24 protein-coding genes and 2 pseudogenes are annotated in these 25,616 nt (G+C 72.6%); 11 read left to right on the top strand and 15 right to left on the bottom strand.

All coding sequences use genetic code 11. The features are described 5' to 3' along the window. Positions 1-73: pseudogene (locus tag A5700_RS27030) on the bottom strand (hypothetical protein); the annotation flags it as partial. Positions 74-1,853: 1,780 nt separating this feature from the next. Between A5700_RS27030 and A5700_RS16620 the strand changes: the two are divergent. Genes A5700_RS16620 through A5700_RS16610 form a run of 3 tightly spaced genes read left to right on the top strand, consistent with a single transcriptional unit; the run spans position 1,854 to position 4,979 of the window. After that, positions 1,854-3,647, top strand: coding sequence for a hypothetical protein (locus A5700_RS16620; RefSeq protein ID WP_068204858.1), 1,794 nt, complete (start codon positions 1,854-1,856; stop codon positions 3,645-3,647). A gap of 37 nt (positions 3,648-3,684) precedes the next feature. Then, positions 3,685-4,320 (top strand): glycosyltransferase family 2 protein, encoded by a 636-nt coding sequence (locus A5700_RS16615; RefSeq protein WP_197502701.1) that lies wholly within the window; start codon positions 3,685-3,687, stop codon positions 4,318-4,320. After that, positions 4,317-4,979 (top strand): DUF2064 domain-containing protein, encoded by a 663-nt coding sequence (locus tag A5700_RS16610; protein ID WP_068064789.1) that lies wholly within the window; start codon positions 4,317-4,319, stop codon positions 4,977-4,979. Before A5700_RS16615 ends, A5700_RS16610 begins: the two co-directional genes overlap by 4 nt. Positions 4,980-4,998: 19 nt before the next feature. Here the strand turns inward: A5700_RS16610 and A5700_RS16605 are convergent, their stop codons facing one another. The 10 genes and pseudogenes from A5700_RS16605 to A5700_RS16560 form a co-directional block, all read right to left on the bottom strand. Beyond that, positions 4,999-6,348 (bottom strand): hypothetical protein, encoded by a 1,350-nt coding sequence (locus A5700_RS16605; protein ID WP_068064792.1) that lies wholly within the window; start codon positions 6,346-6,348, stop codon positions 4,999-5,001. A gap of 11 nt (positions 6,349-6,359) precedes the next feature. Next, on the bottom strand, positions 6,360-7,442 hold the full coding sequence (gene menE / locus A5700_RS16600) for an o-succinylbenzoate--CoA ligase (protein ID WP_369828279.1): 1,083 nt from the start codon (positions 7,440-7,442) through the stop codon (positions 6,360-6,362). Between the two features lie 59 nt (positions 7,443-7,501). Next, complete coding sequence (locus A5700_RS16595; protein ID WP_068064797.1) at positions 7,502-7,801, bottom strand: DUF3349 domain-containing protein; 300 nt, start codon at positions 7,799-7,801, stop codon at positions 7,502-7,504. A 56-nt stretch (positions 7,802-7,857) separates the two neighbouring features. After that, positions 7,858-8,160, bottom strand: a complete 303-nt coding sequence (locus tag A5700_RS16590; protein ID WP_068064800.1) for a hypothetical protein — start codon at positions 8,158-8,160, stop codon at positions 7,858-7,860. Between the two features lie 13 nt (positions 8,161-8,173). After that, a pseudogene (locus tag A5700_RS16585) lies at positions 8,174-9,410 on the bottom strand (anion permease). Between the two features lie 97 nt (positions 9,411-9,507). Beyond that, positions 9,508-9,915: a VOC family protein gene (locus A5700_RS16580; protein WP_068064805.1), complete on the bottom strand. Its 408-nt coding sequence runs from the start codon at positions 9,913-9,915 to the stop codon at positions 9,508-9,510. A 28-nt stretch (positions 9,916-9,943) separates the two neighbouring features. Continuing rightward, positions 9,944-10,831, bottom strand: coding sequence for an SDR family oxidoreductase (locus A5700_RS16575; protein WP_068064808.1), 888 nt, complete (start codon positions 10,829-10,831; stop codon positions 9,944-9,946). 45 nt (positions 10,832-10,876) lie between these two features. Further along, entirely contained in the window at positions 10,877-11,779 is a 903-nt protein-coding gene (locus A5700_RS16570; protein WP_068064811.1) for a 1,4-dihydroxy-2-naphthoyl-CoA synthase, read from the bottom strand. A gap of 12 nt (positions 11,780-11,791) precedes the next feature. Beyond that, complete coding sequence (locus A5700_RS16565) at positions 11,792-12,247, bottom strand: nitroreductase family deazaflavin-dependent oxidoreductase (protein WP_068064814.1); 456 nt, start codon at positions 12,245-12,247, stop codon at positions 11,792-11,794. Between the two features lie 11 nt (positions 12,248-12,258). Next, positions 12,259-13,179: an aldo/keto reductase gene (locus A5700_RS16560; RefSeq protein ID WP_068064817.1), complete on the bottom strand. Its 921-nt coding sequence runs from the start codon at positions 13,177-13,179 to the stop codon at positions 12,259-12,261. Between the two features lie 80 nt (positions 13,180-13,259). Between A5700_RS16560 and A5700_RS16555 the strand changes: the two genes are divergently transcribed. Then, positions 13,260-13,811, top strand: a complete 552-nt coding sequence (locus A5700_RS16555) for a TetR/AcrR family transcriptional regulator (protein ID WP_068204853.1) — start codon at positions 13,260-13,262, stop codon at positions 13,809-13,811. Between the two features lie 75 nt (positions 13,812-13,886). Here A5700_RS16555 and fadD8 read toward each other — a convergent pair whose 3' ends face one another. After that, positions 13,887-15,488, bottom strand: a complete 1,602-nt coding sequence (fadD8, locus tag A5700_RS16550; RefSeq protein ID WP_068064824.1) for a fatty-acid--CoA ligase FadD8 — start codon at positions 15,486-15,488, stop codon at positions 13,887-13,889. A gap of 77 nt (positions 15,489-15,565) precedes the next feature. On the opposite strand from fadD8, the gene A5700_RS16545 reads away from it, so the two are divergent. The 6 genes from A5700_RS16545 to A5700_RS16520 all read left to right on the top strand — a co-directional run bounded on the left by A5700_RS16545 (position 15,566) and on the right by A5700_RS16520 (position 22,371). Next, positions 15,566-17,170, top strand: coding sequence for an amidohydrolase (locus tag A5700_RS16545; protein WP_068064827.1), 1,605 nt, complete (start codon positions 15,566-15,568; stop codon positions 17,168-17,170). After that, positions 17,167-18,129 (top strand): o-succinylbenzoate synthase, encoded by a 963-nt coding sequence (locus A5700_RS16540; RefSeq protein WP_082966236.1) that lies wholly within the window; start codon positions 17,167-17,169, stop codon positions 18,127-18,129. The genes A5700_RS16545 and A5700_RS16540 overlap by 4 nt, the downstream gene beginning before the upstream one ends. Beyond that, positions 18,126-18,914 carry an alpha/beta fold hydrolase gene (locus tag A5700_RS16535; protein ID WP_068064830.1) on the top strand — a complete coding sequence of 263 codons (789 nt, stop codon included), beginning with the start codon at positions 18,126-18,128 and terminating at the stop codon, positions 18,912-18,914. The genes A5700_RS16540 and A5700_RS16535 overlap by 4 nt, the downstream gene beginning before the upstream one ends. 33 nt (positions 18,915-18,947) lie before the next feature. Beyond that, positions 18,948-20,603 (top strand): 2-succinyl-5-enolpyruvyl-6-hydroxy-3-cyclohexene-1-carboxylic-acid synthase, encoded by a 1,656-nt coding sequence (gene menD / locus A5700_RS16530; protein WP_068064833.1) that lies wholly within the window; start codon positions 18,948-18,950, stop codon positions 20,601-20,603. Then, the gene (locus tag A5700_RS16525) at positions 20,600-21,136 is read left to right on the top strand and encodes a DUF3592 domain-containing protein (RefSeq protein ID WP_156671254.1); all 537 of its coding nucleotides are present in this window, start codon (positions 20,600-20,602) and stop codon (positions 21,134-21,136) included. The genes menD and A5700_RS16525 overlap by 4 nt, the downstream gene beginning before the upstream one ends. An 80-nt stretch (positions 21,137-21,216) precedes the next feature. Next, positions 21,217-22,371 carry a glycosyltransferase family 1 protein gene (locus A5700_RS16520; protein ID WP_068064836.1) on the top strand — a complete coding sequence of 385 codons (1,155 nt, stop codon included), beginning with the start codon at positions 21,217-21,219 and terminating at the stop codon, positions 22,369-22,371. A 7-nt stretch (positions 22,372-22,378) separates the two neighbouring features. Here A5700_RS16520 and A5700_RS16515 read toward each other — a convergent pair whose 3' ends face one another. Continuing rightward, on the bottom strand, positions 22,379-23,203 hold the full coding sequence (locus A5700_RS16515; protein ID WP_068064883.1) for an SDR family oxidoreductase: 825 nt from the start codon (positions 23,201-23,203) through the stop codon (positions 22,379-22,381). A 60-nt stretch (positions 23,204-23,263) separates the two neighbouring features. On the opposite strand from A5700_RS16515, the gene A5700_RS16510 reads away from it, so the two are divergent. Further along, complete coding sequence (locus A5700_RS16510; RefSeq protein WP_068064880.1) at positions 23,264-23,953, top strand: demethylmenaquinone methyltransferase; 690 nt, start codon at positions 23,264-23,266, stop codon at positions 23,951-23,953. 13 nt (positions 23,954-23,966) lie between these two features. Here A5700_RS16510 and A5700_RS16505 read toward each other — a convergent pair whose 3' ends face one another. Beyond that, a complete protein-coding gene (locus tag A5700_RS16505) occupies positions 23,967-24,311 on the bottom strand; it encodes a DUF732 domain-containing protein (RefSeq protein WP_068064839.1) in 345 nt (114 codons plus the stop codon). Positions 24,312-24,383: 72 nt separating this feature from the next. Next, the gene (gene menJ, locus A5700_RS16500) at positions 24,384-25,613 is read right to left on the bottom strand and encodes a menaquinone reductase (RefSeq protein ID WP_068064885.1); all 1,230 of its coding nucleotides are present in this window, start codon (positions 25,611-25,613) and stop codon (positions 24,384-24,386) included. Positions 25,614-25,616: the final 3 nt, after the last annotated feature.

Genomic DNA, 25,616 nt, shown 5'->3' with positions numbered 1-25,616 from the left:
ACGCGAAGCCGCGCAACCCCTCCACCGGGTCGACGGCCGCGCGGAAACCCAGGACGTCGGCGGCGCGCGCCGGGCCGCCCGCCCGGGCGTCCGGCAGCGGGCCGCGCGCGACGATTGCGCCGCCGGCCGCTCAGCCGGCCGGCGACGAGGGTGGCCGCGACGACGCCCAGCGCCACCCCGACCAGCGTGAGATCGAAGGTGCTGGTGATCTGCTGGGCCAGGTTGTTGCCGTACACCGGGTGTTGCTCCGGCGAATTGGGCGAATCCGCGAACCGCGGCGCCAGCGCGACCCCGACGACCACCCGGGCCACGCCGAGGGTGGCGACCAGCCCGCACAGCGCCGCCACCGGGCGCGCCGAGGCGTGGGCCAGCCGGGCGCGCACCCACAGCGACAGCGCGGCGGTGACGAGGTCGAACCCGGCCAGCACCACGCTGTCGTAGCGGGAGAAGGGGTAGTTCAGGCTGATGCCCACCAGCAGGTCGGTGATCCGCATCAGCATCGAGCCCACGCTCCACACCCCGATCAGCAGCAACCCGTGCCGGGCCGCCGCCCGCCACGCCGCCTCCTCGGCCGGCGCGGCGGTGCGCGCACCCAGCAGCGCGCCGCGCGCGAAGATCGCGGCGCCGGCCGCCCACGCCAGGTAGCCCTCGAACCCGACACCGGCGGTCGAGGTGTTCTGCGCGATGCCGTGGAACGCGTCGAGGTCCCGTCCCACCGGCAGGACCCACACCACGACCCCGGCGACCAGGGCCGAGGATCCCAGCGCCACGGTCGCCAGTTGCGCGGCGCGGGTGCCGCGCAGCAGCCATCGGGAGGCCACCAGGACCGCGGCCAGCGCGACCACTCCGTAGACCACGGCGGTGGCGATGACGGCGACATTCTGCTTGCCGAAATCGCCCGCGCCGTTGGGGCTTTGCAGCGCGTACCGCACCCGCCAGTACAGGTTGAAGCCGAAGCTGAGGGCGGCGGCCAGCATGGACACGTAGCCGATGACGCGGGCGGTCGCGTGCCAGCCGGTGCGCTCTTCGCCGGCGGGCAACGGCCCCGCGTGGGCGCCGGTGCTCGGGGCCTGCGCGCCCACCAGCGCGCCGGCGGCGCCCACCCAGGCACCCGGGCCCACCCCGCCGGGGATGGCGACCGTGCCGCCGAACCGCACCGTCTGGGCCGCGTCGAACGCCACGAACCCGAGCACCAGCGTCAGGTAGGGCACGTTGAGCAGCAACCGGATCAGGCCGGCGGTGCGCGGGTTCAACGGCGCGCCGCCCGATCGCCAGGACCCGGCTACGGCGAAGGCGACGACGGACAGCAGCGTCACGCCGAGCAGCACGACGAACACGGTCGTGTTGCTGTCCGGGATGCCCAGGCCGAAGTACAGGTTCCACGGCAGGAACAGGGCCACGACCACCAGCACCACGCCCGTCAGGTCGGCGGCGAGGTTGCCGCGGCGCCCGGCGCCGGGCCCGGCGGCGCGGGCGATGCGGGCCCGCGGCGTTTGCTGTGCCGGCCCCGGCGGCCCGGAGATGGGGCCGGTCGGCGCCTCGTCGCTGATCTGGCTCACCATGCCCCCCGGGAGTCAAGGATGGTTGCGTGTGGCGCGCGTTCGGCTCGCCGGCGAGGGATCACCCCGCCGAACCGGCTGCACCGCTGGGTTGCGAACATATTCTCCGTTCGGACGCCGTGGCACCGTCGCTCAGCAGGGCGGATCCGCGGCGACCGGCCCGGCGTGCGAGAAGCTGGTTACGCTGCGCTAGTAGGCGAACCTCTCGAATGAGTGATACTGCCGACGGTATCGCAAGTTTAATGATGCCGGGAGATTGCTGGTCGTGGGGTGGCCGGCCGAAGGAGAACCGGTATGGACGTCGTGTTGGGGGTTGCGGTCACGGGCCCCGTCGCCCGCTTGGCGCTGGTCGGGTCGGGGGCGCAGAGCGCGGGCGTGATCGACCAGTCCGTCGTCGACCTGGCGGACAACCCCATCGCAAAGCTGACCGAGACCGTGGCCGGCACCAACCGGTTGCTGGCCGGTGAGAACCACCGGCTGGTGGGCACCCGGGTGTGCTGGACGGATCGCACCAGCGCCGACGCCCTGCGGCGCGCGCTCGAGGATTCCGGAGTGCACAACGTGGGGGTGCTCTCGGAGTCGCAGGCCGTGGCCGCGCTGATGCGCGCGGCCGGGCACCCCGGCGCGGCGCTGGTGATGGACGACGCCACGGCGACGCTGTCGCTGGTCGATCCCGCCGCCGGCGACCCCGACGCCCCACCGACGGTGTTGGCCACCCGGCCGCTCGCGGGCGCGTCGAGCGCCGACTCCACCGCCGCGCTCAACACGATGATGGCGAACCTGAGCGCCCGCCCGGACTTCCCCGACGACGTGCTGCTCCTGGGGGCGTCCCCGGATTTGAACCGGGTCGCCGAGGAGCTGCGCGACGGCTCGACGATGCGGGTGCAGGTGGCCGACGACCCCACCTTCGCGTTGGCGCGCGGCGCGGCGATCGCCGCCGCGCCCGCGGCCTTCACCGCCGGCGACGCCACCGCGATGGCCCCGGCGGTCGGCTTGGCCGGCGACGCGACGGCGCTGGCGCCGGCGGTCGGGGGGTATGGCGACGCGACGGCGATGGCGCCGGCGGTCGGCGGGTATGGCGACGCGACGGCGATGGCCCCGGCGGCGGGGCTGACCGGCGACGAGACGGCCGTGGTTCCCCAGGGCGAGTTCGCCGATCCCGAGGACCAGCAGCTGGCCTACTCGATGGCCGACGACGGCGGCGCCCTGGGCGGCTACGACGATTACGACTACGACGACGAGGGCTACGCAGAGGGCTACGCCGAGGGTGACGACGAGGACGCCGCCGAGCCGGCGCGGCTGTCGCGGCGCTCGCTGCTGATCGGCAACGCCGTCATCGCCTTCGCGGTCGTGGGACTCGCGTCGCTGGCGGCCGCGATCGCCATCGCCGTGCGGCCCACCGCCAGCCAGCAGCCCGTCGTCGGCGTGCAGAACGCCGCCCCGGGCAAGTTCCTGCCGATCCTGCCCTCGCAGCAGCAGGCGCCGGTGCCGCCGCCCCCGGTGGACCAGCCCAACGCCGGCTTCCAGGGCGGCACCGTGTCCGCCCCGACGGGCGGTGGCCCGGCGCCACAGCCAGTGCCGCAGAACCCCGTGCCCGAGGCGCCGCTGGAGCCGGGAGTGCCCGGTTACGGGCCCGGCCCGAACCCGCTGGTGCCGGTGCCGGTGCCGATCCCCATCCCGTTCCCGGGGTGGCGGCCCAACTACCCGCCGTACAACCCGTACCCCCCGTACCCGCCGCCGACGACGACGAAATCCCCGCCGACGACCACGACCCCGCCGACCACGACGACGGTCCCGCCGACGACGACGACCCCGCCGACGACGACGGTCCCGCCCACGACGACGACCCAGCCCACCACCACGGTCGCGCCCACGACCACCACACACGAGGTGCCGACCACCACCTCCGAAGCGCCGACGACGACGTACTCGCCGCCGACGACCACGCACGAGGCGCCGACCACCGTCCCGAGCCCGCCCAAGCCGACCACCCAGGCGCCGCTGCCGACGCAGACGCGGCAACCCGTCGTGCCGACGCAGCCGGCGGTCCCGCAGGAGCCGCGCAGCGGAGGTCGCCACGGGTTCTGAGCTCGCAGGGCCGGACCGCGGGGCCGACGAGGTCACGGTGGTGCTGCCCTGCCTCAACGAGGAGGAGTCGCTGCCGGCGGTGCTGGCGGCGATCCCCGCGGGCTACCACGCGTTGGTGGTCGACAACAACAGCACCGACGACACCGCCGCGGTGGCGCGCCGGCACGGCGCCCGGGTCGTCGCCGAGCCCCGGCCCGGGTACGGCGCGGCGGTCCACGCTGGCGTCGTCGCGGCGAGCACCCCCATCGTCGCCGTCATCGACGCCGACGGCTCGATGGACGCCGGGGACTTGCCGCGGCTGGTCGCCGAGCTGCGCCGCGGCGCCGACCTGGTGACCGGGCGGCGCCGGCCGGTCGCCGGGCTGCATTGGCCGTGGGTGGCCCGGGTGGGCACCGTGGTGATGAGCTGGCGGTTGCGGACCCGCCACGGCCTGCCCGTGCACGACGTCGCGCCCATGCGGGTCGCGCGCCGCGAGGCGCTGCTGGACCTCGGGGTCGCGGACCGGCGCTCAGGGTATCCCCTCGAATTGCTGGTCCGCGCGGCGGCCGCCGGCTGGCGCGTGGTCGAGTTCGACATCAGTTACGGGCCGCGCACGGGCGGCAAGTCGAAGGTCAGCGGTTCGCTCAAGGGCAGCATCACGGCGATCCTCGACTTCTGGAAAGTGATCTCGTGACGGCGCTGGACGTCACCGCGCTGGTGGTCGCCAAGGCGCCCGAGCCGGGCCGCGCCAAAACCCGGCTGGCGGCGTCCGTCGGGGACCGGGTGGCCGCCGAGATCGCCGCCGCCGCACTGCTGGACACGCTGGACGCCGTGGCCGCCGCGCCGGTGGCCGCGCGGGTGGTGGCGTTGACCGGCGACCTGGAGCAGGCGGCCGCGGCGGCCGACATCCGGCAGCGGCTGCGCGACTTCACGGTCATCGCTCAGCGCGGCGCCGACTTCGCCGCGCGCCTGGCCAACGCGCACGCCGACGCCGCCACCGGGTTCCCGGTGCTGCAGATCGGGATGGACACCCCGCAGGTGACGGCCGACCTGCTGGGCGGCTGCGCGCGCCGGCTGCTCGACGCACCGGCCGTCCTGGGCCCGGCGGCCGACGGCGGTTGGTGGGTGCTCGGCGTGGCGTCGCCCGCGATGGCCGAATGCCTGCGCGGCGTCCCGATGTCGCGGGCCGACACCGGGGAGCTGACGCTGCGGGCGTTGCGCGACAGCGGGATCGAGGTCGCCACGGTGCAGCAGCTGGCCGACATCGACGTGGTGGCCGACGTCGCCGTGGTGCGCCGCGCCTGCGCGCCCGGCAGCCGGTTCGCGCGGGTGACCCGCGCGGCGGGGCTCTAGCCCGCCCTACCAGCCGGCCCTACCAGTGGGTGAGCACCACGGTGTTCACCAGCAGCGCCCCGGCGGCGTTGAGCGCCAGCCACAGGCGCGGGGCGCGCGGCACCAGCGCGGGCGCCGCGACGAGCCAGACGGTGAAGGGTAACCAGATCCGTTCCACCTCGGCCTTGCTGAGCATGCTCAGGTCCGCGCACACGATCGCGGCCAGCATGGCCACCAGCACCAGGTGAAATCCCGAGCGGCGCCGCAGGGCGGCGCCGTCGAACGCCCGCGCGACCCCGGCCACGCCGCCCAGCCCGATCGCGCACACCACCGCCGCCAGGTTGGCCCAGCCCCAGTACTGGAACGGCCGGTCGTTCGCGATGCCCTGCCAATAGCGTCGCTGGACCAGGGTGTAGCCGTCGAACCAGTTGAACCCCGCCGCGGCGAAGGCGACCGCGACCGCCACCGCGGCCAGCATCGCCGGCACCAGCGCCCGCCGCGCCGCGCGCCAGCCGGGGGCCGACGCCAGCACCGCGACGGCCGGCAACCCCATCAGCCCCAGGCCGTAGTTGCAGAACACTCCCCAGCCCAGCAGCAGTCCCGCGGCGGCGGCGGTCAGTGCGGGAAACCGGACCGCGCGGTGCACCGCGACGGCCAGCAACGCGATGCCCCACGCCGCCACCCCGGCGAAGTAGCCGTCGGCGGAGACCGCGACCCAGATCGCCGTCGGCGCGACGGCGACGAACGGGGCGGCGCGGCGGGCGGTCTCTTCGTCGGCCAGCGCGCGCACGGCCACCACCACGGCGGCCGCCGCGCTCGACCCGACCAGCAGGCACCACAACCCGGCCCAGGCGCCGCCGTGCAGGCCGATGCGGTCCAGCCAGACGAACGTCAGCAGCGCGCCCGGCGGGTGCCCGGAGACGTGGGTGGTCCACGAGTCCGGTTGATAGTCGACGATTCGGCTGGCGAAGGTGCGCAACGTCGCGGGGATGTCGGTGATGCGCGGCACCTCGAACAGGTACTCGTCGCGGGTGGTCAACCGGCCGGCGAAGCCGCGCTGCCAGCCGTCGATCATCGCCAGCGCGAAGGCCCACACGCAGCCGGTGGCCCACGCGCCGAGCGTCAGCGTCCGCCACGAGACCCGTTGCGCCAGAGCGGGTCCCCACAGCACCGCGGCGACCGCCAGCGCGACGGCGGGGCCGGTGCCCCAGCCGACGTGCACCTCCCACTCGCCGAAGATCGGCGTCGCCTGCGCGTGCGTGGCGAGCCGCTGCGGGCCGAGGTCGCGGCGCGGCCGGGAACCCCGATCCAGCAGCGGCAGCGCGACCGCCGCCGCCACCAGCGTCGCCCCGGCCGCCGCGGCCAGCGCCTCCCGTCCAGCGACCCTCACGGACGGTCAGCTTATTGATCGCCGGCGAAGCGGCGCACCAGCGCCGCGCGGTCGACCTTGCCGATGCCGCGCCGCGGCAGGGCGTCGACGAGGTGGAGCTCGCGGGGCGCCGCCGTGGCCTCGAGGGTGCGGCCGACGTGGCGGCGCAGCGCGTCCAGGGTGGGCGCCGGGCAGCCGTCCGCGACCACCACGGCGGCGACCACCCGCTGGCCCAGCCGGTCGTCGGCCAGCCCGAACACCGCGCAGTCGGCGACGGCGGGGTGGCTGCACAGCGCGGCCTCGACCGGTTGCGGCAGCACGGTCAGCCCGCCGGTGCTGATCGCGTCGTCCACGCGGCCCAGCACGGTGAGCAGCCCGGCGGCGTCGACCGACCCCAGGTCATCGGTGCGGAACCAGCCGGGCTCGGCGAACGGGTCCGGCGTGACGGGGTTGCGGTAGCCCTTGGCCAGGGTCGCGCCGCCGAGGACGATGCGGCCGTCGTCGACCCGCAGCCGCACGCCGTCCAGGGGGACGCCGTCGTACACGCAGCCCCCCGCGGTCTCGCTCATGCCGTAGGTGCGCACCACGGTGACGCCCGCTGCCGCGGCAGCGTCCAGGACGGGGCGCGGGGCGGGGCCGCCGCCGAGCAGCACCGCGTCGAGTTCGGCGAGCGCGGCGGCGGCGGCCGGCTCGGCGAGCGCCTTGGCCAGCTGGGCCGCCACCAGCGAGGTGTAGCGGCGCCCGGGGCGCAACTGTCGGATGGCGGCGGGCAGTCGGGCGACGTCGAAGCCGGCGCTGACGTCCAGCTCCACCGGCACCGAGCCGGCGATCGCGCTGCGCACCAGGACCTGCACGCCCGCGATGTGGTAGGGCGGCAGCGCGAGCAGCCAGGCGCCCTGCCCGCCCAGCCGGTCGTGGGTGGCTGTCGCGCTGGCCGTCAAAGCCGCGGCCGTCAGCAACGCGCCTTTGGGGGCGCCGGTGGTTCCCGACGTCGTCGCGACCAGGGCGACGTCGTCGTCGATGTCCTCGCCCACCCGCAGGGCGCCCGCCGCCCGATCGTCGTCGGGCGCCACCGTCACCAGGGCGGAGTCGCGGCCGTCGAGGACCCGTTGCAGGGCCGGCAGCAACGAGGACGCGGCCGATCCCGGTGAAACGGTGAGGGCGCGCAGTACGGCTATGCGCGATCCTCGGCGGGATCGTCGTCGAACGGCCAGCCCTGCGCGGCCAGCCGCTCGCGGACCCGCTCGACGTCGGCGGGCGCCGGCAGCTCGTCGGTGATCTGGGTGATCAGCACCCCGATGTCGACGTGGTCGAACTCGTTACGCTGCATCAGCTCCTGCGCGACGGCCTTGACCTCGTCGTTGGACAACCGGCGGCTCAGCAAGGCCAGCACCGGGAAGGTGTCGGTCGCGGGGATGCCCTCGGGGTATCCCGCCCGCAGCCACGACACCACGGAATGCAGAAATCCGTTCACGCTGCTCCAGCTCCCCCCGGCGTTCGGTTCGGCAACTCGGTGGGCATCTGCCGATGTTACTTGGCTTTTGCCCCCAGGAACGGGTACCCGGTGTGATGCGCGATGAACTCGCGGGCGATGAACAACAGCGCGAAGAGGATGACCGCGACGACCAACCCGTAGATCACCCAGGCGGCCGCGGTCAGGGCGGGGTTGCGCTGGCCGCCCTCGCTGCCGTTCAGGCTGATGTCGCCGGAGCCGGCCGCCTGCAGCCGGATGCCCACCGCGAACAACCCGGGCAGCGCTGCACCGGCCAGCATGGAGAAGATCAGGATCTTGATGCTGGCCTGGTAGTTAAACCAGTCGCTGAAGTGACTCATGATGCGCTCGCCTTCACGGTCGGGTCGTCGGAGCCGGAGCGGGGCGCCGTGGTGCCGGCGCCGGCGGTGGGGCCGGCACCGTTGGTGGGCGGCAGCTGGGCGCTGGACGCCTCGTCGAGCCCGGCGGTCAGGTCGCCCTTCCAGTCGTCGTTGACGTTGTTGTGGTCGACCTTGACCTTGCGCGACCGGATGTAGATGGTGGCCGACACCGCGACCAGCAGCAGGAAGCCGATGATGGCGCCGGGGTACCCGCCGATCGAGTGCACGATCCAGTAGGTGACCGCGCCGACCAGCCCGGCCAGCGGCAGCGTGACCAGCCACGCCACGCCCATGCGGCCGGCGACGCCCCAGCGGACCTCACCGCCCGGCTTGCCGAGCCCGCTGCCCAGCACCGAGCCGGTGCACACCTGCGTGGTCGACAGCGCGTAACCGAAGTGCGCGGAGAGCAGGATCACCGCGGCGGAGGAGGACTCGGCCGCCATGCCCTGCGGCGACTGGATCTCCACCAGGCCCTTGCCCAGGGTGCGGATGATCCGCCAGCCGCCCAGGTAGGTGCCGGTCGCCATCGCCAGCGCGCAGCTGACGATCACCCACAGCGGCGGCATGGCCGCGTTCTTGCTGACCGACCCGTAGGAGATCAGGGCCAGGAAGATGATGCCCATGGTCTTCTGGGCGTCGTTGGTGCCGTGCGCCAGCGAGACCAGCGAGGCGGAGCCGATCTGGCCGCGCCGGAAGCCGGCCTCGCTGCGCTTGCTCGGGACGCCGCGGGTGATCCGGTACACCAGCCAGGTCGCGACGGCGCCGACGATGATCGCCAGGATCGCCGAGACGACGGCCGGGATGATGGCCTTGGAGACCACGCCCTTCCAGATGACCCCGTGCGCGCCGACGGCCGCGATGGTGGCGTCGTCGATGCCGCCGATCAGCGCGTGCGACGAGCTGGAGGGGATACCGAGCAGCCAGGTCAGCAGGTTCCACACCACGCCGCCCACCAGGCCGGCGAAGACCAACTCGAGCGACACGATGCTGGAGTCGATCAGACCCTTGGCGATCGTGGCGGCGACGGCCGTGGACAGGAACGCGCCCACGAGGTTCAGCACCGCCGAGAGCGCGACCGCCGTCTTGGGCTTGAGCGCGCCGCTGGCGATCGAGGTCGCCATCGCGTTGCCGGTGTCGTGGAAGCCGTTCGTGAAATCGAAAGCCAGTGCCGTGATTACGACAATGATCAAGAGGAACAATTGGATGTTCACATCGCCCGATTCTGGTGGTAGGGGAGTCCCATTGTCGAATGGGGGAACTGGCGAAATGCGGGTGTACCTTGAACCGTCGCCAGATGTTACCTCTCAGTTAACCGGCGTTTCCCTTTTGTTCACCTCGGGTGTCGCGGCGTAGTGGGTGCTCAGGGGGGATTTCGAGGAAGATCAGCGTGATCCCGTCCGGGTCGGTCACGTGCATCTCGTGCAGGCCCCACGGTTCCCGCCGCGCCTCGCGCGCGATCGCCACCCCGCGCCCGATCAGCTCGGCCTGCGTCGCCTCGACGTCGCGCACCTGCAACCACAGCGCGCCGGGGAACGGGCCGCGGGAATGGTCCGGGGAGCCGAACCCGGCCAGCTCCAGCAGCGACTGGCCCGCGAAAAACACTGTGCCCGCACCGTATTCGCGGGCGATCGCCAGCCCGATCTGGTCGCGGTAGAAGGCCACCGACCGCTCGTAGTCCGCCGGCCGGAGCAGCATCCGGCTTGCCAGGATCTCCATGGTTCGTGTCTAGCACGAACGCGGCCGGCTACCCCGACGCCGGCTGGATGCTCTGGCGTTGCAGGATCGCGTTGACCCAACGGGGCCCCACCGTGTCGAGCGCCTTGGCGGCGATCGCCATCCGCGGCGCGATACGCACCGGCCGGGTGCGGGCCGCGGTGATCATCCACTCGGCGGCCTCCTGCGACGTCAGCGCCGGCATGCCCTGATAGGCCTTCGTCGGGGCGATCATCGGCGTGGCGACCAGCGGGTAGTACAGCGTGGTCGAGTGCACGCCGTCGCGGCCCCACTCGGTCTCGACGACCCGGCTCACCGCCGACAGGGCGGCCTTGGACGCGTTGTACACCGCGAACAGCGGCGAGGCCTCCGACAGCACACCCCACGTCGACACGTTGATGACGTGGCCGTCCCCGCGCTCCAGCATGGCGGGCGCGAACCCGCGGATCAGCCGCAGCGGGGCGTAGTAGTTGAGCACCATGGTGCGCTCGACGTCGTGCCAGCGCTCCAGCGACTCGGCCAGCGGCCGGCGGATGGAGCGGCCGGCGTTGTTAATTAGGATGTCGACCCCGCCGAGGCGGTCCTGCACGTCGGCGACCCGCGCGTCGACGGCGTCCAAATCCGACAGGTCGCAGGAGATCGGGATGGCGCTGCCGCCGGCGGCCGCGATCCGGCCGGCCAACGCGTCGAGCAGGTCCTGGCGGCGGGCGACGACGACCACGGTGGCGCCCCGCCGGGCGAACTGCTCGGCGGCGGCCTCGCCGATGCCCGACGACGCGCCGGTGAGCACGATCCGCTTGCCGTCGAGCTCGATGGGCCTGATCGGGGGGCGGTTGAGCAGCACCTGCGGCGCGATCGGCGGGCGCATCGTGGCCAGCACGACCTGATCGGTGAGGCGGCGCAGCGGACTCTTACTCACAGGCGGCGAGTCTAGGGGCGGGGGATCCGCCCCCGGCCGCGGGCACTAGAAATACCGCGGGAAGGGGGTCCAGTCGGGGTCGCGCTTTTCCAGGAAGGCGTCGCGGCCCTCGACGGCCTCGTCGGTCATGTAGGCCAGGCGGGTGGCCTCGCCGGCGAACAGCTGCTGGCCCACCAGGCCGTCGTCGAGCAGGTTGAAGGCGAACTTGAGCATGCGCTGCGCCTGCGGCGATTTGGCGTTGATCTCGGCGGCCCACTGGATCGCTTCGTTCTCCAGCTCCGCGTGGTCGACGACGGCGTTGACCGCGCCCATCTGGTGCATCTGCTGCGCGGTGTAGGGCCGCCCGAGGAAGAAGATCTCGCGGGCGAACTTCTGCCCGACCTGGCGGGCCAGATACGCGCTGCCGTAGCCCCCGTCGAAGCTGCCGACGTCGGCGTCGGTCTGCTTGAAGCGCGCGTGCTCGCGGCTGGCCAGGGTGAGGTCGCAGACCACGTGCAGGCTGTGCCCGCCGCCGGCCGCCCAGCCGTTGACCAGGCAGATCACCACCTTGGGCATGAATCGGATCAAGCGTTGCACCTCGAGGATGTGCAACCGGCCGGCGCGTGCCGCGTCAACGGTGTCGGCGGTTTCCCCGCTGGCGTATTGGTAGCCGGAGCGGCCGCGGATGCGCTGGTCGCCGCCGGAGCAGAACGCCCAGCCGCCGTCCTTCGGGGACGGCCCGTTGCCGGTCAGCAGCACCACGCCGACGTCGGGTGACATCCGGGCGTGGTCGAGCACCCGGTAGAGCTCGTCGACGGTGTGCGGCCGGAACGCATTGCGCACCTCGGGGCGGTCGAACGCGACCCGGACCGTGGCGTCGCGCACGTGCCGGTGGTAGGTGATGTCGGTCAGGTCGGCAAATCCGTCGACCGGTCGCCAGTGCTCAGCGTGAAAGGGGTTGTCGGTCAAGTGTTTCCGCTCCTATGCCGGGTCCAGCCGGAACACCGCGCAGCGCCCGGCCAGCGCCTCGAACTCCTCGGCGGTGCCGTCGGTGACCAGGCCCGCCCGTTTCATGAATCCCACCCCGGTGGGCACCTCGGCCGGGAAGGCCCGCAGGATCGGCCGGGCGGCGTCGGCCGACAGCTCGGCCATCCGCACCCGTTGCACCTGCCGGCCGCGGGCGATCGTCGCGGTGCCGGCGGCCCGCACGTTGGCCACCCAGTCGGCGCCCGGGAAGCCGGCGACGACGTACTGCCTGCCCTCGACCGTCATGGGTGTCACCGGCGTGGCGCGTTCGCGTCCGGACTTGCGCCCCGGCACCGTCAGTACCACCGGGCTCTCGCCGCCGAACCTCAGTCCCAGCTTGGACATCCGGATGAAGAGCCGGTTGGCCGGCTTCAGCCACCACGGGGGTCGGATGCGATCACCGCTCGCCATAGGCAGCGACGTTACCTCTGGAAGGCGTCGACGCCGTGGGCGTGTCCCCGCGTCGAACCGAGGGCGTCCAGCCGTTTCAGCGCGTCGAGATCCAGGGTGACGCCGCCCGCGCCGACGTTCTCCTCGAGGTGCGCGACGGAGCGGGTGCCGGGGATCAACAGCGTGTTCGGGGAATGGGCTAGCAGCCAGGCGAGCCCCACCTGGGCGGGCGTCGCGCCCTGGGCTGCGGCGATCTCGGCCACCACCGGGTCGTCGGCGACGCTGGGCAGGCCGGCGAACGCCGACCCGAGCGGGAAGAACGGCACCCACGCGATGCCCTCGGACGCGCAGAACTCCAACGCATTCTCCTGCGAGCGGTCCAACAGGCTGTAGGCGTTCTGCACGCACGCGATGCCCGCCGGGGCCGCGCGCCGCAGCACGTCGAGCGGCACTGCGCTGATCCCGATCGCGCCGATCTTGCCCTCGTCGCGCAGGGCGATCATCTCCGCCAGCTGGTCGTCGAGGTCGACGTCCTGATCACCCTCGGCGGCCACGCCGGGGCCCAGGTCCATCCGGCGCAGATTGACCACGGGAACGCAGTCGAGGCCGAGCTGGCGCAGGTCGTCCTCGACAGCGGCACGCAGCTCGGCCGGCTTCTGCGCTGCGGCCAGCGGTGTCGGTTCTTCGCCGGTGAAGCGGGCGCCGACCTTGCTGACGATGACGAGCTCTTGCGGGTAGGGCGCCAACGCCGCGCGGATGCGGCGGTTGACCTCGCCGGGGCCGTAGAACGACGCGGTGTCGAGGTGGTTGACGCCGAGTTCGACGGCGCGGCGCAACACCGTCGCCGCGTCCTCGGGTGTGGCCTCGGCCAGTTGCATGGCGCCGTAGCCGATGCGCGCGACCTCATCGGTGCCGATGGTGCCGGTGCCGCCGGCCGGTGCTGGGGTGGTCATAGCGCTCTCTCGTGTCAGACTGGAGAGATGCGGAGGGTCCTCCGCTTGACGCAGCGTAACAGAAATGGAGGTGCCTCCGCTTGGCTGACCGATCCGATGCGCGCCGCAACCGCGAGCGGCTGCTCGAGGTGGCGGCGGCGGCGTTCGCCGCCGCCGCCGGGCGCTCCGTGTCGCTGGAATCGATCGCCCGCGACGCCGGGGTGGGCATCGGCACGCTGTATCGGCACTTCCCCAGCCGCGAGGCGCTGGTCGAGGCGATTTACCGGGCCGAGCTGGCCGACGTCGCGGCCGCGGCGGGGCAGCTACTGGACCGGCACCCGCCCAAGGCCGCGCTGCGCGCGTGGATGGACCGCTACGCCGGCTTCGTCGCCGCCAAGCGCGGCATGGCCGAGTCGCTGCAAGCGATCTTCGCCTCCGGCGCCATGCACGCCGGCCAGACCCGGGACAGCATCGTCGGCGCCGTCGGCCTGTTGTTGCGGGCCGGCGCCGAGGACGGCAGCCTGCGCCCCGACGTGCAGGCCGACGACGTGGTGTCCAGCCTGGTCGGCACCTTTCTGGCCAGCGGTTCCCCAGAGCAGACCGGCCGCATGCTCGACCTACTCGTCGCCGGGATCGCCGCGCCCCGAACGTGAAGCTGGTTTCACGCTCGACCTCGAACGTGAAGCTAACTTCACGCTCGACCCGGCCGCACACTCGGCGACACAGATTCAGCCGACGGCGCGGCCCGCGCCCTCCCAGAACCGCGCTCGCACGGCCTTCTTGTCGGGCTTGCCCAGCGCGGTCACCGGCACCGAGTCGACGACGATCACCTGCTTGGGCGATTGCACCGAACCCTTGCGCTCCTTGACCGCGGCCTGGATCTCGGCGGTGACCCGCGCCACCGCGTCCTCGTCGGTGGGATGGTCGGGCCGCAGCACGATCACCGCGGTGACGGCCTCGCCCCACTTCTCGTCCGGCGTGCCGATGACGCAGACCTGCGCGACGGCCGGGTGCTCGGCGACGACGTCCTCGACCTCGCGCGGGAACACGTTGAACCCGCCGGTGACGATCATGTCCTTGACCCGGTCGACGATGAACCAGAAGCCATCCTCGTCCTCGCGGGCCATGTCGCCGGTGTGCAGCCAGCCGTCTTTGAACGTCTTGGCCGTCTCCTCCGGCAGGTTCCAGTACCCGCCGGAAAGCAGCGGCCCGGACACGCAGATCTCGCCGACCTCGCCTTGGGGCACCGGGTTGCCGTCGGCGTCCAGCAGCGCCGTGCGGGCGAACAGCGTCGGCCGCCCGCAGGAGGTGAGCCGCTTCTCGTCGTGGTCCTTCTTGGCCAGATACGAGATGACCATCGGCGCCTCGGACTGCCCGTAGTACTGGGCGAAGATCGGCCCGAAGCGCCGGATGGCCTCGGCCAGCCGCACGGGGTTCATCGCCGAGGCGCCGTAGTAGACCGTTTCCAGCGACGACAGGTCGCGGGTGTGCGAATCAGGGTGGTCCATCAGCGCGTAGATCATCGACGGCACCAGCATGGTCGCGGTGATCTTTTGTTCCTCGATCACCCGCAGCACCTCGGCGGGGTCGAACTTGGTGAGCACCACCAGCTCGCCGCCCTTGATGATGGTCGGCACGAAGAACGCCGCCCCGGCGTGCGACAGCGGCGTGCACATCAAAAAGCGCGGGTTCTCCGGCCACTCCCATTCGGCGAGCTGGATCGTCGTCATCGTCGTGATCGACTGCGCGGTGCCCAGCACGCCCTTGGGCTTGCCGGTGGTGCCGCCGGTGTAGGCCATCCCGCCGATGTGGTCGGGCGGAAGATCGGCCGCCACCAACGGCTTCGGCGGATACTTGGCCGCCTCGGCCACCAGGTCCACCGCCGAATCGCCGAGCGCCTCGGGGACCGGGCCGATCGTCAGGACCTGCTTGAGGCCGGGCACCTTCTCCAGTAGGCCCTGCGCCCGCTCGACGAACATCGGGTTCGGGTCGATGATCAGCGACGTCACGCCCGCGTCGCCCAGCACGTACGCGTGGTCGTCCAGCGAGCCCAGCGGGTGCAGCGCCACGCGGCGATAACCCTGGGTCTGGCCCGCGCCGATGATCATCAGCACCTCGGGCCGGTTCAGCGACAGCAGCCCGACGGTCGCGCCGGTGCCCGCACCGAGCGCCTCGAACGCCTGGATGTACTGGCTGATGCGCTCGGCGAGCTGCCCACCGGTCAACGTGGTGTCGCCGAGATGCAGCACCGGCTTGTCTTTGTTGCGCTTGAGCGCACCGACGGTCAGGTGTCCGGAATGAATGGGATGGCGCAGGAGATCGTCACTCATGCGCCAAGACTAGAACGTGTTGCAATTTCAGTCAGCTACCCCCTTGCGGACACCATCGATCAGTACGATCCCTCCCCATGGCCCAGGCAGATCTCGTCGTCACCGGAACCGTCCTGACCGTCGACGAGGTGCGGCCCACCGCCGAGGCGCTGGCGGTCGCCGACGGCCGCATCGTCGCCGTCGGGACCCGCGCCGACGTCGCCGACTTCGTCGGCCCCGACACCCAGACCGTCGACATCGGTGACGGTTGCGTCATGCCGGGATTCGTCGAGGCGCACGGGCACCCGCTGATGGAGGCGGTCGCGCTGTCGGACCGGTTCGTCGACATCCGCCCGGTCACCCTGCGCGCGGCCGCCGACGTCCTCGACGCGGTCCACGCCGAGGTCGCCCGGCGCGGCGCCGACGGCGCCTACCTGAGCGGGTGGGATCCGCTGCTGCAGAACGGTCTGCCCGAACCCACGCTGAGCTGGCTCGACGGCGTCGCGCCCGACAGCCCGCTGGTGATCCTGCACAACTCCGGGCATAAGGCGTTCTTCAACTCCACCGCCGCCCGGGCGCACGGCCTGACCCGCGACACCCCCGACCCCAAGGGCGCCAAGTACGGCCGCGGCGCCGACGGCGAACTCGACGGCACCGCCGAGGAGACCGGCGCCGTGTTCCCGCTGCTGGGCGGCGCCATCGACTTCGCCGACTACCCGCGGATGCTGCTCGCCGAGTGCGCCCGCCTCAACCGGGCCGGCCTGACCACCTGCTCGGAGATGGCCTTCGACCCGGGCTTCCGGCCCCTGGTCGAGCAGCTGCGCGAGCGCCTCACGGTCCGGTTGCGCACCTACGAGATCTCCAACCCCCAGATGGCCACCGACGCCACGCCCGGCCAGGGCGACGACGTCGTGCGCCAGGTCGGCATCAAGATCTGGGTCGACGGGTCGCCCTGGATCGGCAACATCGACCTGTCCTTCCCGTACCTGGACACCGAGGCCACCCGGATCATCGGCGTGGTGCCCGGCTCCTGCGGCTGCGCCAATTACACGAAAGAGCAGCTGCGCGAGATCGTCGGCGCGTACTTCCCGCTGGGCTGGCCGATGGCCTGCCACGTGCAGGGCGACGCCGGGGTGGACACCATCCTCGACGTCTACGAGGAGGTGCTGCGCCGCCATCCGCGCGAGGATCACCGGTTGCGCCTCGAGCACGTCGGCGCGATCCGGCCCGAGCAGCTGCGACGGGCCCACGACCTCGGCGTCACCTGCAGCATCTTCGTCGACCAGATCCACTACTGGGGCGACATCATCGTCGACGGCCTGTTCGGTCCCGAGCGGGGCAGCCGGTGGATGCCCGCGGGTTCGGCGGTGGCGACGGGGATGCGCATCTCGCTGCACAACGACCCGCCGGTCACCCCCGAGGAGCCGCTGCGCAACATCAGCGTGGCCGTCACCCGCACCGCGCCCAGCGGTCGGGTGCTGGCGCCGGAGGAGCGGTTGACGGTGGAGCAGGCGATCCGCGCGCAAACCATCGACGCCGCGTGGCAGCTGTTCTCCGACGACATCGTCGGCTCGCTGGAGGTCGGCAAGTACGCCGACCTGGTGGTGCTATCGGCGGACCCGCGCGCAGTGCCGCCCGAGCAGATCGCCGACCTCGACGTGCGGGCGACGTACCTGGCGGGACGCCGGGTCTACGGCCGGTGACCCCGCCCCCGCTGGACGACCTCCTGGAGCGCCTGCACGTGGTGGCGTTGCCGATGCGGGTGCGGTTCCGCGGCATCACCACCCGCGAGGTCGCGCTGATCGACGGCCCGGCCGGGTGGGGCGAGTTCGGGGCGTTCGTCGAGTATCCGCCGGCCGAGGCCGCGCACTGGCTGGCCGCCGGCATCGAGGCCGCCTATCGCCCGCCGCCGCCCCCGCGCCGCGACCGCATCCCGATCAACGCCACCGTGCCGGCCGTGCCCGCCGCCGGGGTACCCGAGGTGCTGGCGCGGTTTCCCGGGGCGGGCACGGCCAAGGTGAAGGTCGCCGAGCCTGGCCAGACCCTGGCCGACGACGTGGCCCGCGTCGACGCCGTGCGCGACCGGGTCCCGACGGTGCGGGTGGACGCCAACGGCGGCTGGACCGTCGACGAGGCCGTCGCGGCCGCCCAAGCGCTCGGCCCGCTGGAATACCTCGAGCAGCCCTGCGCGACCGTCGAGGAGCTGGCGCAGGTTCGACGCCGCGTCGACGTGCCGATCGCCGCCGACGAGAGCATCCGCAAGGCCGCCGACCCCCTGGCCGTCGTCCGCGCCGGCGCCGCCGACATCGCGGTGCTCAAAGTCGCGCCGCTGGGCGGGGTGTCGGCCCTGCTCGACATCACCGCGCAGATCGACGTCCCGGTCGTGATCTCGAGCGCGCTGGATTCGGCGGTCGGCATCGCCGCGGGGCTCAGCGCGGCGGCGGCCCTGCCGGCGCTGCACCACGCCTGCGGCCTGGGTACCGGCGGGCTGTTCGTCCAGGACGTGGCGGACGTCGCGCCGCCCGAAGACGGCTTCCTGACGGTCGGGCCGGTCACGCCCGACCCGGCGCGGCTGAGCGCCCTGCGGGCCCCGGCGCGCCCCCGGCAGTGGTGGCTCGACCGGGTCGAGGCCTGCTACCGGTTGCTAACGTCGTCCGGGTGATCAACCTGGCTTACGACGACCGCGGTTCGGGGGAGCCGGTGGTGTTCATCGCCGGCCACGGCGGCGCCGGACGGACCTGGCACCCGTACCAAGTGCCGGCGTTCCTGGCGGCCGGCTACCGCGTCATCACCTTCGACAACCGGGGCATCGGCGCCACCGAGAGCGCGCAGGGCTTCTCGACGCAGACCATGGTCGCCGACACCGTGGCGCTCATCGAGGGGCTCAACGCCGCCCCGGCCCGCGTCGTCGGGATGTCGATGGGGGCGTTCATCACCCAGGAGCTGCTGCTGGCGCGGCCCGACCTGGTCAGTTCCGCGGTGCTGATGGGCACCCGCGGCCGGATGGACCGGGCGCGGCAGTTCTTCCGCGACGCCGAGGCCGAGCTGGCCGATGCCGGCGTGCAGCTGCCCGCGGCGTACGAGGCCAAGATCCGGCTGCTGGAGAACTTCTCCCGCAAGACGCTCAACGACGACGTGGCGGTGGCCGACTGGATCGCGATGTTCTCCACCTGGCCGGTCAAGCCCACGCCGGGGCTGCGGGCCCAGCTGGACGTCGCGCCGCACACCAGCCGGTTGTCGGCCTACCGCGCCATCACGACGCCGGTGCTCGTGATCGGCTTCTCCGACGACGTGCTGACGCCGCCGCAGCTGGGCCGGGAGGTCGCCGACGCGCTGCCCAACGGCCGGTACGTGCAGATCCCCGACACCGGCCACCTGGGGTTCTTCGAGCGGCCGGACGCCGTCAACGCCGCGATGCTGAAGTTCTTCGCCGATCACAAGGGCTGAGGCCACGTCGCCGGGTTGTGACACCCTGTAGTAGTGAACCCCTCGACGACCCAGGCCCGCGTGGTCGTTGACGAGCTGATCCGCGGCGGCGTCCGCGACGTCGTGCTGTGCCCGGGGTCGCGCAACGCCCCGCTGGCCTTCGCGCTGCAGGACGCCGACCGCGCCGGCCGGCTCCGGCTGCACGTGCGCATCGACGAGCGCACCGCCGGCTTTTTGGCCATCGGGCTGGCGATCGCCGCCGGCGCGCCGGTCTGCGTCGCCATGACGTCGGGCACGGCCGTGGCCAACCTCGGGCCCGCCGTGGTGGAGGCGAACTACGCCCGCGTCCCGCTGATCGTGCTCTCGGCCAACCGGCCCTACGAGATGCTCGGCACCGGCGCCAACCAGACGATGGAGCAGCTCGGCTACTTCGGCACCCAGGTGCGGGCGACGATCAGCTTGGGCCTGGCCGAAGACGCGCCCGAGCGGCTGGACTCGCTGAACGCTACCTGGCGGTCGGCCACCTGCCGGGTGTTGGTGGCCGCGACGGGCGCCCGCACCGCCAATGCGGGCCCGGTGCACTTCGACATCCCGCTGCGCGAACCGCTGGTGCCCGACCGCGGCCCGCAGTCGGGGGTCCCGCAGGGGCGGCCTGGCGGCCGGCCCTGGACCTACACCCCGCCGGTGAGTTTCGATCAGCCGCTGGACATCGACCTGACGCCCGACACGGTCGTCATCGCCGGGCACGGCGCCGGGCTGCAGGAGAACCTGGCCGGGCTGCCGACCGTCGCGGAGCCCACGTCATTTTCCGGCCGGGCCGTGCCTAACCCGCTGCACCCGCTGGCGCTGCCGCTGCTGCGGCCCCAGCAGGTGATCATGCTCGGCCGCCCCACCTTGCACCGGCCGGTGTCGGCGCTGCTCGCCGATCCGCGGGTGCCGGTGTTCGCGCTGACCACCGGGCCGCGCTGGCCCGACGTGTCGGGGAATTCGCAGGCCACCGGGACGCGGGCGGTCACCACCGGCGCGCCCGACCCGGCGTGGCTGCGGCGCTGCGCCGAGGTGCACCGGCAGGCCGTCGACGCCGTCCGCGGCCAGCTGCGTAGCCACCCGCTGACCACCGGCCTGCACGTCGCGGCGGCCGTGGCCGACGCCTTGCGGCCCGGCGACCAGCTGGTGCTGGGTGCCTCCAACCCGGTGCGCGACGCCGCCCTGGTCGGGTTGGACACCCGCCACATCCGGGTCCGCTCCAACCGCGGCGTCGCCGGCATCGATGGCACCGTCTCCACCGCGATCGGCGCGGCGCTGGCCCACGAACGCAGCGGCGGCCCGGACACCCCCGCCCGCACCGTCACGCTGATCGGGGACCTGACCTTCGTGCACGACAGCTCCGGGCTGCTCATCGGCCCCACCGAGCCCACCCCGCGCCGGCTCACGATCGTCGTCTCCAACGACAACGGCGGCGGCATCTTCGAAACCCTCGAGCAGGGCGACCCGCGGTTCGCCGACGTGTCGTCGCGGATCTTCGGTACCCCGCACGACGTCGACGTCGGCGCGCTGTGCCGCGCCTACCACGTCGAGAGCCGCCAGATCGAGGTCGACGAGCTCGACGCGGCCCTCGACGAGCCGGCGCCCGGCATGCGGGTGCTGGAGGTCAAGGCGGACCGGTCGTCGCTGCGCGCCCTGCACGCCGCCATCAGGGCCGCGCTGTGAAGCGGCTGAAGACGCTGTACCGCATACTGATTCACGGCCGCAGCGACGAGCCGCCCAGCACCCGGGCCCGAATCGCGTTGCGCTGGGGCAGAATCGCGGTCCTGATCGTCACCGGCCTGGTCACCCTGCAGTCGGTGCTGCTGGTGGCCGGCGCCTGGCGCGACGACCTCGCCATCGAGCACAACATGGGCGTCGCGCAGGCCGAGGTGCTCAGCGCGGGACCGCGCCGCTCCACGATCGAGTTCGTCACGCCCGAGCGCGTCACGTACCGCCCGGAACTCGGCGTCCTGTACCCGTCGCACCTGGCCACCGGCATGCGGATCTACGTCGAATACAACAGGAACGACCCCAATCTCGTTCGCGTGCAGCATCGCAACGCCGGGCTGTCGATCATCCCCGCCGGTTCCATCGCGGTGGTGGGCTGGCTGGTCGCGACGGTGCTGCTGATTGTGCTGGCGGCGCTGGACAAGTGGCTCGATCGGCGGCCCCAACCGGCGGCCCGGGCGGGTGAACCGGCCCTCGAATCGCTGTGAAAAGGGTCCGACCAGCAAATTTCGCGTGTCGTATGCCCGCAGGCAACCTCCGCGACAGCCGACGCTGACACCTTGAGGGTGTGCGCGTTGCCATCGTCGCCGAATCGTTCCTGCCGAATGTCAATGGTGTCAGCAACTCCGTGATCCGGGTGCTCGAGCACCTGCGCCGGACCGGGCACGAAGCCCTCGTCATCGCCCCGGACAACCCGCGGGGGGAACCCCGCGCCGAGCGGATCTACGACGGTATCCGGGTGCACCGGGTGCCGTCGCGGATGTTTCCCAAGGTCACCAGCCTGCCGCTCGGGGTGCCGACCCCCCGCCTGGTCAGTGTGCTGCGCGGATTCGACCCGCACGTCGTGCATTTGGCGTCACCGGCGCTGCTCGGCTATGGCGGGGTGAAGGCGGCCCGCTGGCTCGGGGTCCCGACGGTCGCGGTGTATCAGACCGACGTCCCGGGTTTCGCGGCGAGCTATGGCATCCCGATGACGTCGCGGGCGGCGTGGGCCTGGTTCCGGCACCTGCACAGCCTGGCCGACCGCACCCTGGCCCCGTCCAGCGTGACCATGGAATCCCTTGCCGAGCATCGCTTCCCGCGCGTGCATCACTGGGCGCGCGGCGTCGACGTGTTGCGGTTCGCGCCGTCGCTGCGCGACGACGCCCTGCGGCGGCGCTGGTCACCGCACGGCAAGCCGATCGTCGGCTTCGTGGGGCGGCTCGCGCCGGAGAAGCACGTCGAGCGCCTCGCCCCGCTGGCCGCGAACGACGCGGTGCAACTGGTCATCGTCGGGGACGGCGTCGACCGCAAGAAGCTGCAATCGGCAATGCCCACAGCGGTATTCACGGGCGCGCTGTACGGCGACGAGCTCGCCACGGCATACGCCAGCATGGACGTCTTCGTGCATCCCGGTGAGCACGAGACGTTCTGCCAAGTTGTTCAAGAAGCGCTGGCGTCGGGGCTGCCGGTGATCGCCCCCGACGCCGGCGGCCCACGTGACCTCGTCACGCCGTGCCGCACCGGATTGCTGTTGGGCGTCGACGAGTTCGAGGAGCGGCTGCCGCACGCGGTCGAACACCTCATCGAGGAGCGCGCTCGCTACGCCGTGGCGGCGCGGCGCAGCGTCCTGGGCCGCAGCTGGCCGGTGATCTGCGACCAGCTGCTCGGCCACTACGAGGCGGTGCTGTCGCCGCTCGCGCGCCGCCGGGCGCTCACCCCGCGGCAGGCGCGGGCGGAGTGAGGCCGGCTCAGCCCTGCGCCAATTCGGCGACGGGCTGCCATTCTTCCCACGTCCGCAGCCGGCTTTCGTAGTCCGCCTTGGCGGTTTGCAGCGGCGAGGACCCGAAGAAGACCCGCAGCGGCGGCTGCTCCGCGTCGACCACCTTCAGCAGGGCGGCCGCCGACGCCTCCGGGTTGCCCGGGCTGGCCCACCGTTTGGCCCGTTCGGCGTCGACCGCGGCCCGCACCTCGTCGTAGGCGGGGATTCGGTCGGAATGCCGGGCCGACGAGCCCGACCAGTCGGTGTCGAAGCCGCCCGGCTCGATCAGCGTGACGTGCACGCCGAACGGCTTGACCTCCTGCGCCAGCGCCTGGGAGAAGCCCTCCAGCGCCCACTTGGACGCGTGGTAGATGCCGACCAACGGGAAGGCGCTGATGCCGCCGATCGACGACACCTGGATGATGTGGCCGCTGCCCTGCTCGCGCAGGTACGGCAGCGCGGCCTGGGTGACCCACAGCGCGCCGAACACATTGGTCTCGAGCTGGTCGCGGGCGTCCCGTTCGGAGAGCTCTTCGATGAAGCCGAAGTGGCCGTAGCCCGCGTTGTTGACCACGATGTCCAGGCGACCGAAGTGGTCGTGCGCCCGCCGCACCGCGGCGAAGTCCGCGTCGCGGTCGGTGACGTCGAGCTCGATCGGCAACAGCGCGTCGCCGTATTTCTGCGCGAGGTCGTCCAGCGATGCCGTGTTGCGCGCGGTGGCGGCGACCTTGTCGCCCCGCTCCAGCGCCGCGATGGCCCACGCCCGCCCGAAGCCACGGGACGTACCGGTGATAAACCAAATTTTTTCCGTCACGCCGTTGTGTAACGCGTGCACCGGCCGACCATTCCCGGGCGGGCCGGTACGGTCGACCTCGTGAGTCGCGCGGCTTTGGACAAGGATCCCCGGGACGTCGCGTCGATGTTCGACGGCGTCGCCCGCCGCTACGACGTGACCAACACCATGCTGTCCCTGGGGCGGGACCGGTACTGGCGGCGGGCCACCCGCTCGGCGCTGGACGTGGGGCCGGGCCGCAAGGTGCTGGACCTGGCCGCGGGCACCGCGGTGTCCACGGTCGAGCTGCAAAAGTCCGGGGCGTGGTGCCTGGCCGCCGACTTCTCCGTCGGGATGCTGGCGGCCGGGGCGGCGCGGCAGGTCCCCAAGGTGGCCGCCGACGCCACCAAGCTGCCGTTCGCCGACGGCGTCTTCGACGCGGTGACCATCAGTTTCGGGTTACGCAACGTCGTCGACACCCCGGCGGCGCTGCGCGAGATGGCCCGCGTCACCCGGCCCGGCGGCCGCCTGGTGGTCTGCGAGTTCTCCACTCCCACCAACGGGCTGTTCGCGACCGTCTATAAGGAGTACCTGATGCGGGCGCTGCCGCGGGTGGCTCGGGCGGTGTCGAGCAATCCCGACGCCTATGTGTACCTCGCCGAGTCGATCAGGGCGTGGCCGGATCAGGCGGCGCTGGCGGAGCAGATCGGGCGGGCCGGGTGGTCCGGGGCGCGGTGGCGCAACCTGACCGGCGGCATCGTGGCGCTACACGCCGCCGAGAAGCCGACGTAGGGGGACGCGGGGGTCAGTGGTGACCGGCCGCCTGCACCACACCGACCTGGTCCGGGCAGTAGTGGTCGACGGCGGCGCCGAGGAACTGCAGAGCCTGGCCCTGGCTGGTCCCGCGGGGCAGGTTCTTCTGGATGAAGTTGGCGGACTTGTAAGCGTCGGTGTCCACGCCGCGACCCAACCGGTCGCAGGTGATCTTGCCGAGCCACGCCAGCTGGTCCTGCGGGCCGTAGATGCCAAACCCGTTGACCGTCTCTTTGAACGGATAGTCGTAATCGTTGGACGGCGCGGCCTGCGCCGGCGCGGCGATTGCGATCGCGGCGGCGGCCATGCCGATAGTAGCCAGCCTCGTTCCCTTCATTAGCCGGACTATACACCGATCGGCGGCGGTGCGCCGCGGAAATCCGGCGCCCGACGGGACACCGCCGCCGGGTCAGCTGAACGGCGTGCGGCGGTCCAGCAGCCGCGACAACCGGCCGCCACCGCGCCACGCGCGGGCCACCCAATCCGCGTCCTCGTCGGTGACAAGATTCGCCATCACCCGGACCGCGATCGTCATCAGGGTCGTCGAGCGCATGGCGATCGGGCCGGTGGTGGGCAGGAACCGCTGAAAGGTCAGCAGCAGCGCCAGCCGGCGCGCCACCGAGAAGCCGCGGCCGTAGTGCTGGCGCAGCAGCGTCGGCCACACCTGCGTCAGGTCGCCGCCGTCGAGCAGCTCGGCGGCCAAGCGGCCCGTCTCCAGGCCGTAGTCGATGCCCTCGCCGTTGAGGGGATTCACGCAGGCCGCGGCGTCACCGATGAGCAGCCAGTTGGGGCCGGCCACCCCGGACACCGCGCCGCCCATCGGCAGCAGCGCCGACGACACCGCCCGCGGCGGGCCGGTGAACTCCCACTCGTCGCGCCGCAGGTCGGCGTAGTACTTGATCAGCGGCCGCAGCGCCAGGTCCGCCGGCCGTTTGGACGTCGACAGCGCCCCCACGCCGATGTTCACCTCGCCGTTGCCCAGCGGGAAGATCCAGCCGTAGCCGGGCAGCACGGCGCCGTCCGGCGAGCGCAGCTCCAGGTGTGAGGTCAGCCACGGGTCGTCGGCGCGCGGCGTGGTGAGGTAGCCGCGGGCCGCCGTGCCGTACACCGTCTCCTGATGCCACCGCCGGCCCAGGGTCCGGCTCAGCGAGGACCGGGCGCCGTCGGCCACGATCAGCCGGCGGCAGCCGACGACGGTGCCGTCGGCCAAGGTCACCGACACCACTCGCTGCGCCGAATCACGTTCCGCGGAAACGACTTTGGTGCCCAGCAGCATGCGGGCCCCGGCGTCTTCGGCGCACTGGCGGATCCGGTCGTCCAGCTCCAGGCGGGCGACGGCGCTGCCGGTCGACGGGAACGACGGGCCGGGCCAGTCGACCTGCACCTCGCCGCCGAAGCCGCTCATCCGCAGGCCGCGGTGCCGAATCCGGGTGTCCAGCCAGTCGCCGAGCCCCAGGCGCTCCAGCTCGGCGACGGCCCGCGGGGTCAGCCCATCACCGCACGCCTTGTCGCGGGGGAACCGGGCGGCGTCGATGACGAGCACGTCGGTGCCCGCGCGGGCGGCCCAGGCCGCGGCGGCCGAACCGGCGGGCCCGGCGCCCACCACCACCAGATCGGCTCTGGTCGCTGCCGTCGTCATGTA

The sequence above is a fragment of the Mycobacterium sp. E1214 genome, assembly GCF_001666755.1.
Classification (GTDB): domain Bacteria; phylum Actinomycetota; class Actinomycetes; order Mycobacteriales; family Mycobacteriaceae; genus Mycobacterium.
Note: the sequence above shows the minus strand (reverse complement) of the source record. Positions and strands in the feature narration are given on the sequence as shown.

Bases quoted from the DNA above. Each gene is read 5' to 3' on its own strand.
- fadD8 (WP_068064824.1), bottom strand. From the start codon at position 15,488: ATGAGTGACGATCTCCTGCGCCATCCCATTCATTCCGGACACCTGACC.
- A5700_RS16580 (WP_068064805.1), bottom strand. From the start codon at position 9,915: ATGGAGATCCTGGCAAGCCGGATGCTGCTCCGGCCGGCGGACTACGAG.
- A5700_RS16565 (WP_068064814.1), bottom strand. From the start codon at position 12,247: ATGGCGAGCGGTGATCGCATCCGACCCCCGTGGTGGCTGAAGCCGGCC.
- A5700_RS16620 (WP_068204858.1), top strand. From the start codon at position 1,854: ATGGACGTCGTGTTGGGGGTTGCGGTCACGGGCCCCGTCGCCCGCTTG.
- A5700_RS16590 (WP_068064800.1), bottom strand. From the start codon at position 8,160: ATGAGTCACTTCAGCGACTGGTTTAACTACCAGGCCAGCATCAAGATC.
- A5700_RS16505 (WP_068064839.1), bottom strand. From the start codon at position 24,311: ATGAAGGGAACGAGGCTGGCTACTATCGGCATGGCCGCCGCCGCGATC.
- menJ (WP_068064885.1), bottom strand. From the start codon at position 25,613: ATGACGACGGCAGCGACCAGAGCCGATCTGGTGGTGGTGGGCGCCGGG.
- A5700_RS16545 (WP_068064827.1), top strand. From the start codon at position 15,566: ATGGCCCAGGCAGATCTCGTCGTCACCGGAACCGTCCTGACCGTCGAC.
- A5700_RS16560 (WP_068064817.1), bottom strand. From the start codon at position 13,179: ATGACCACCCCAGCACCGGCCGGCGGCACCGGCACCATCGGCACCGAT.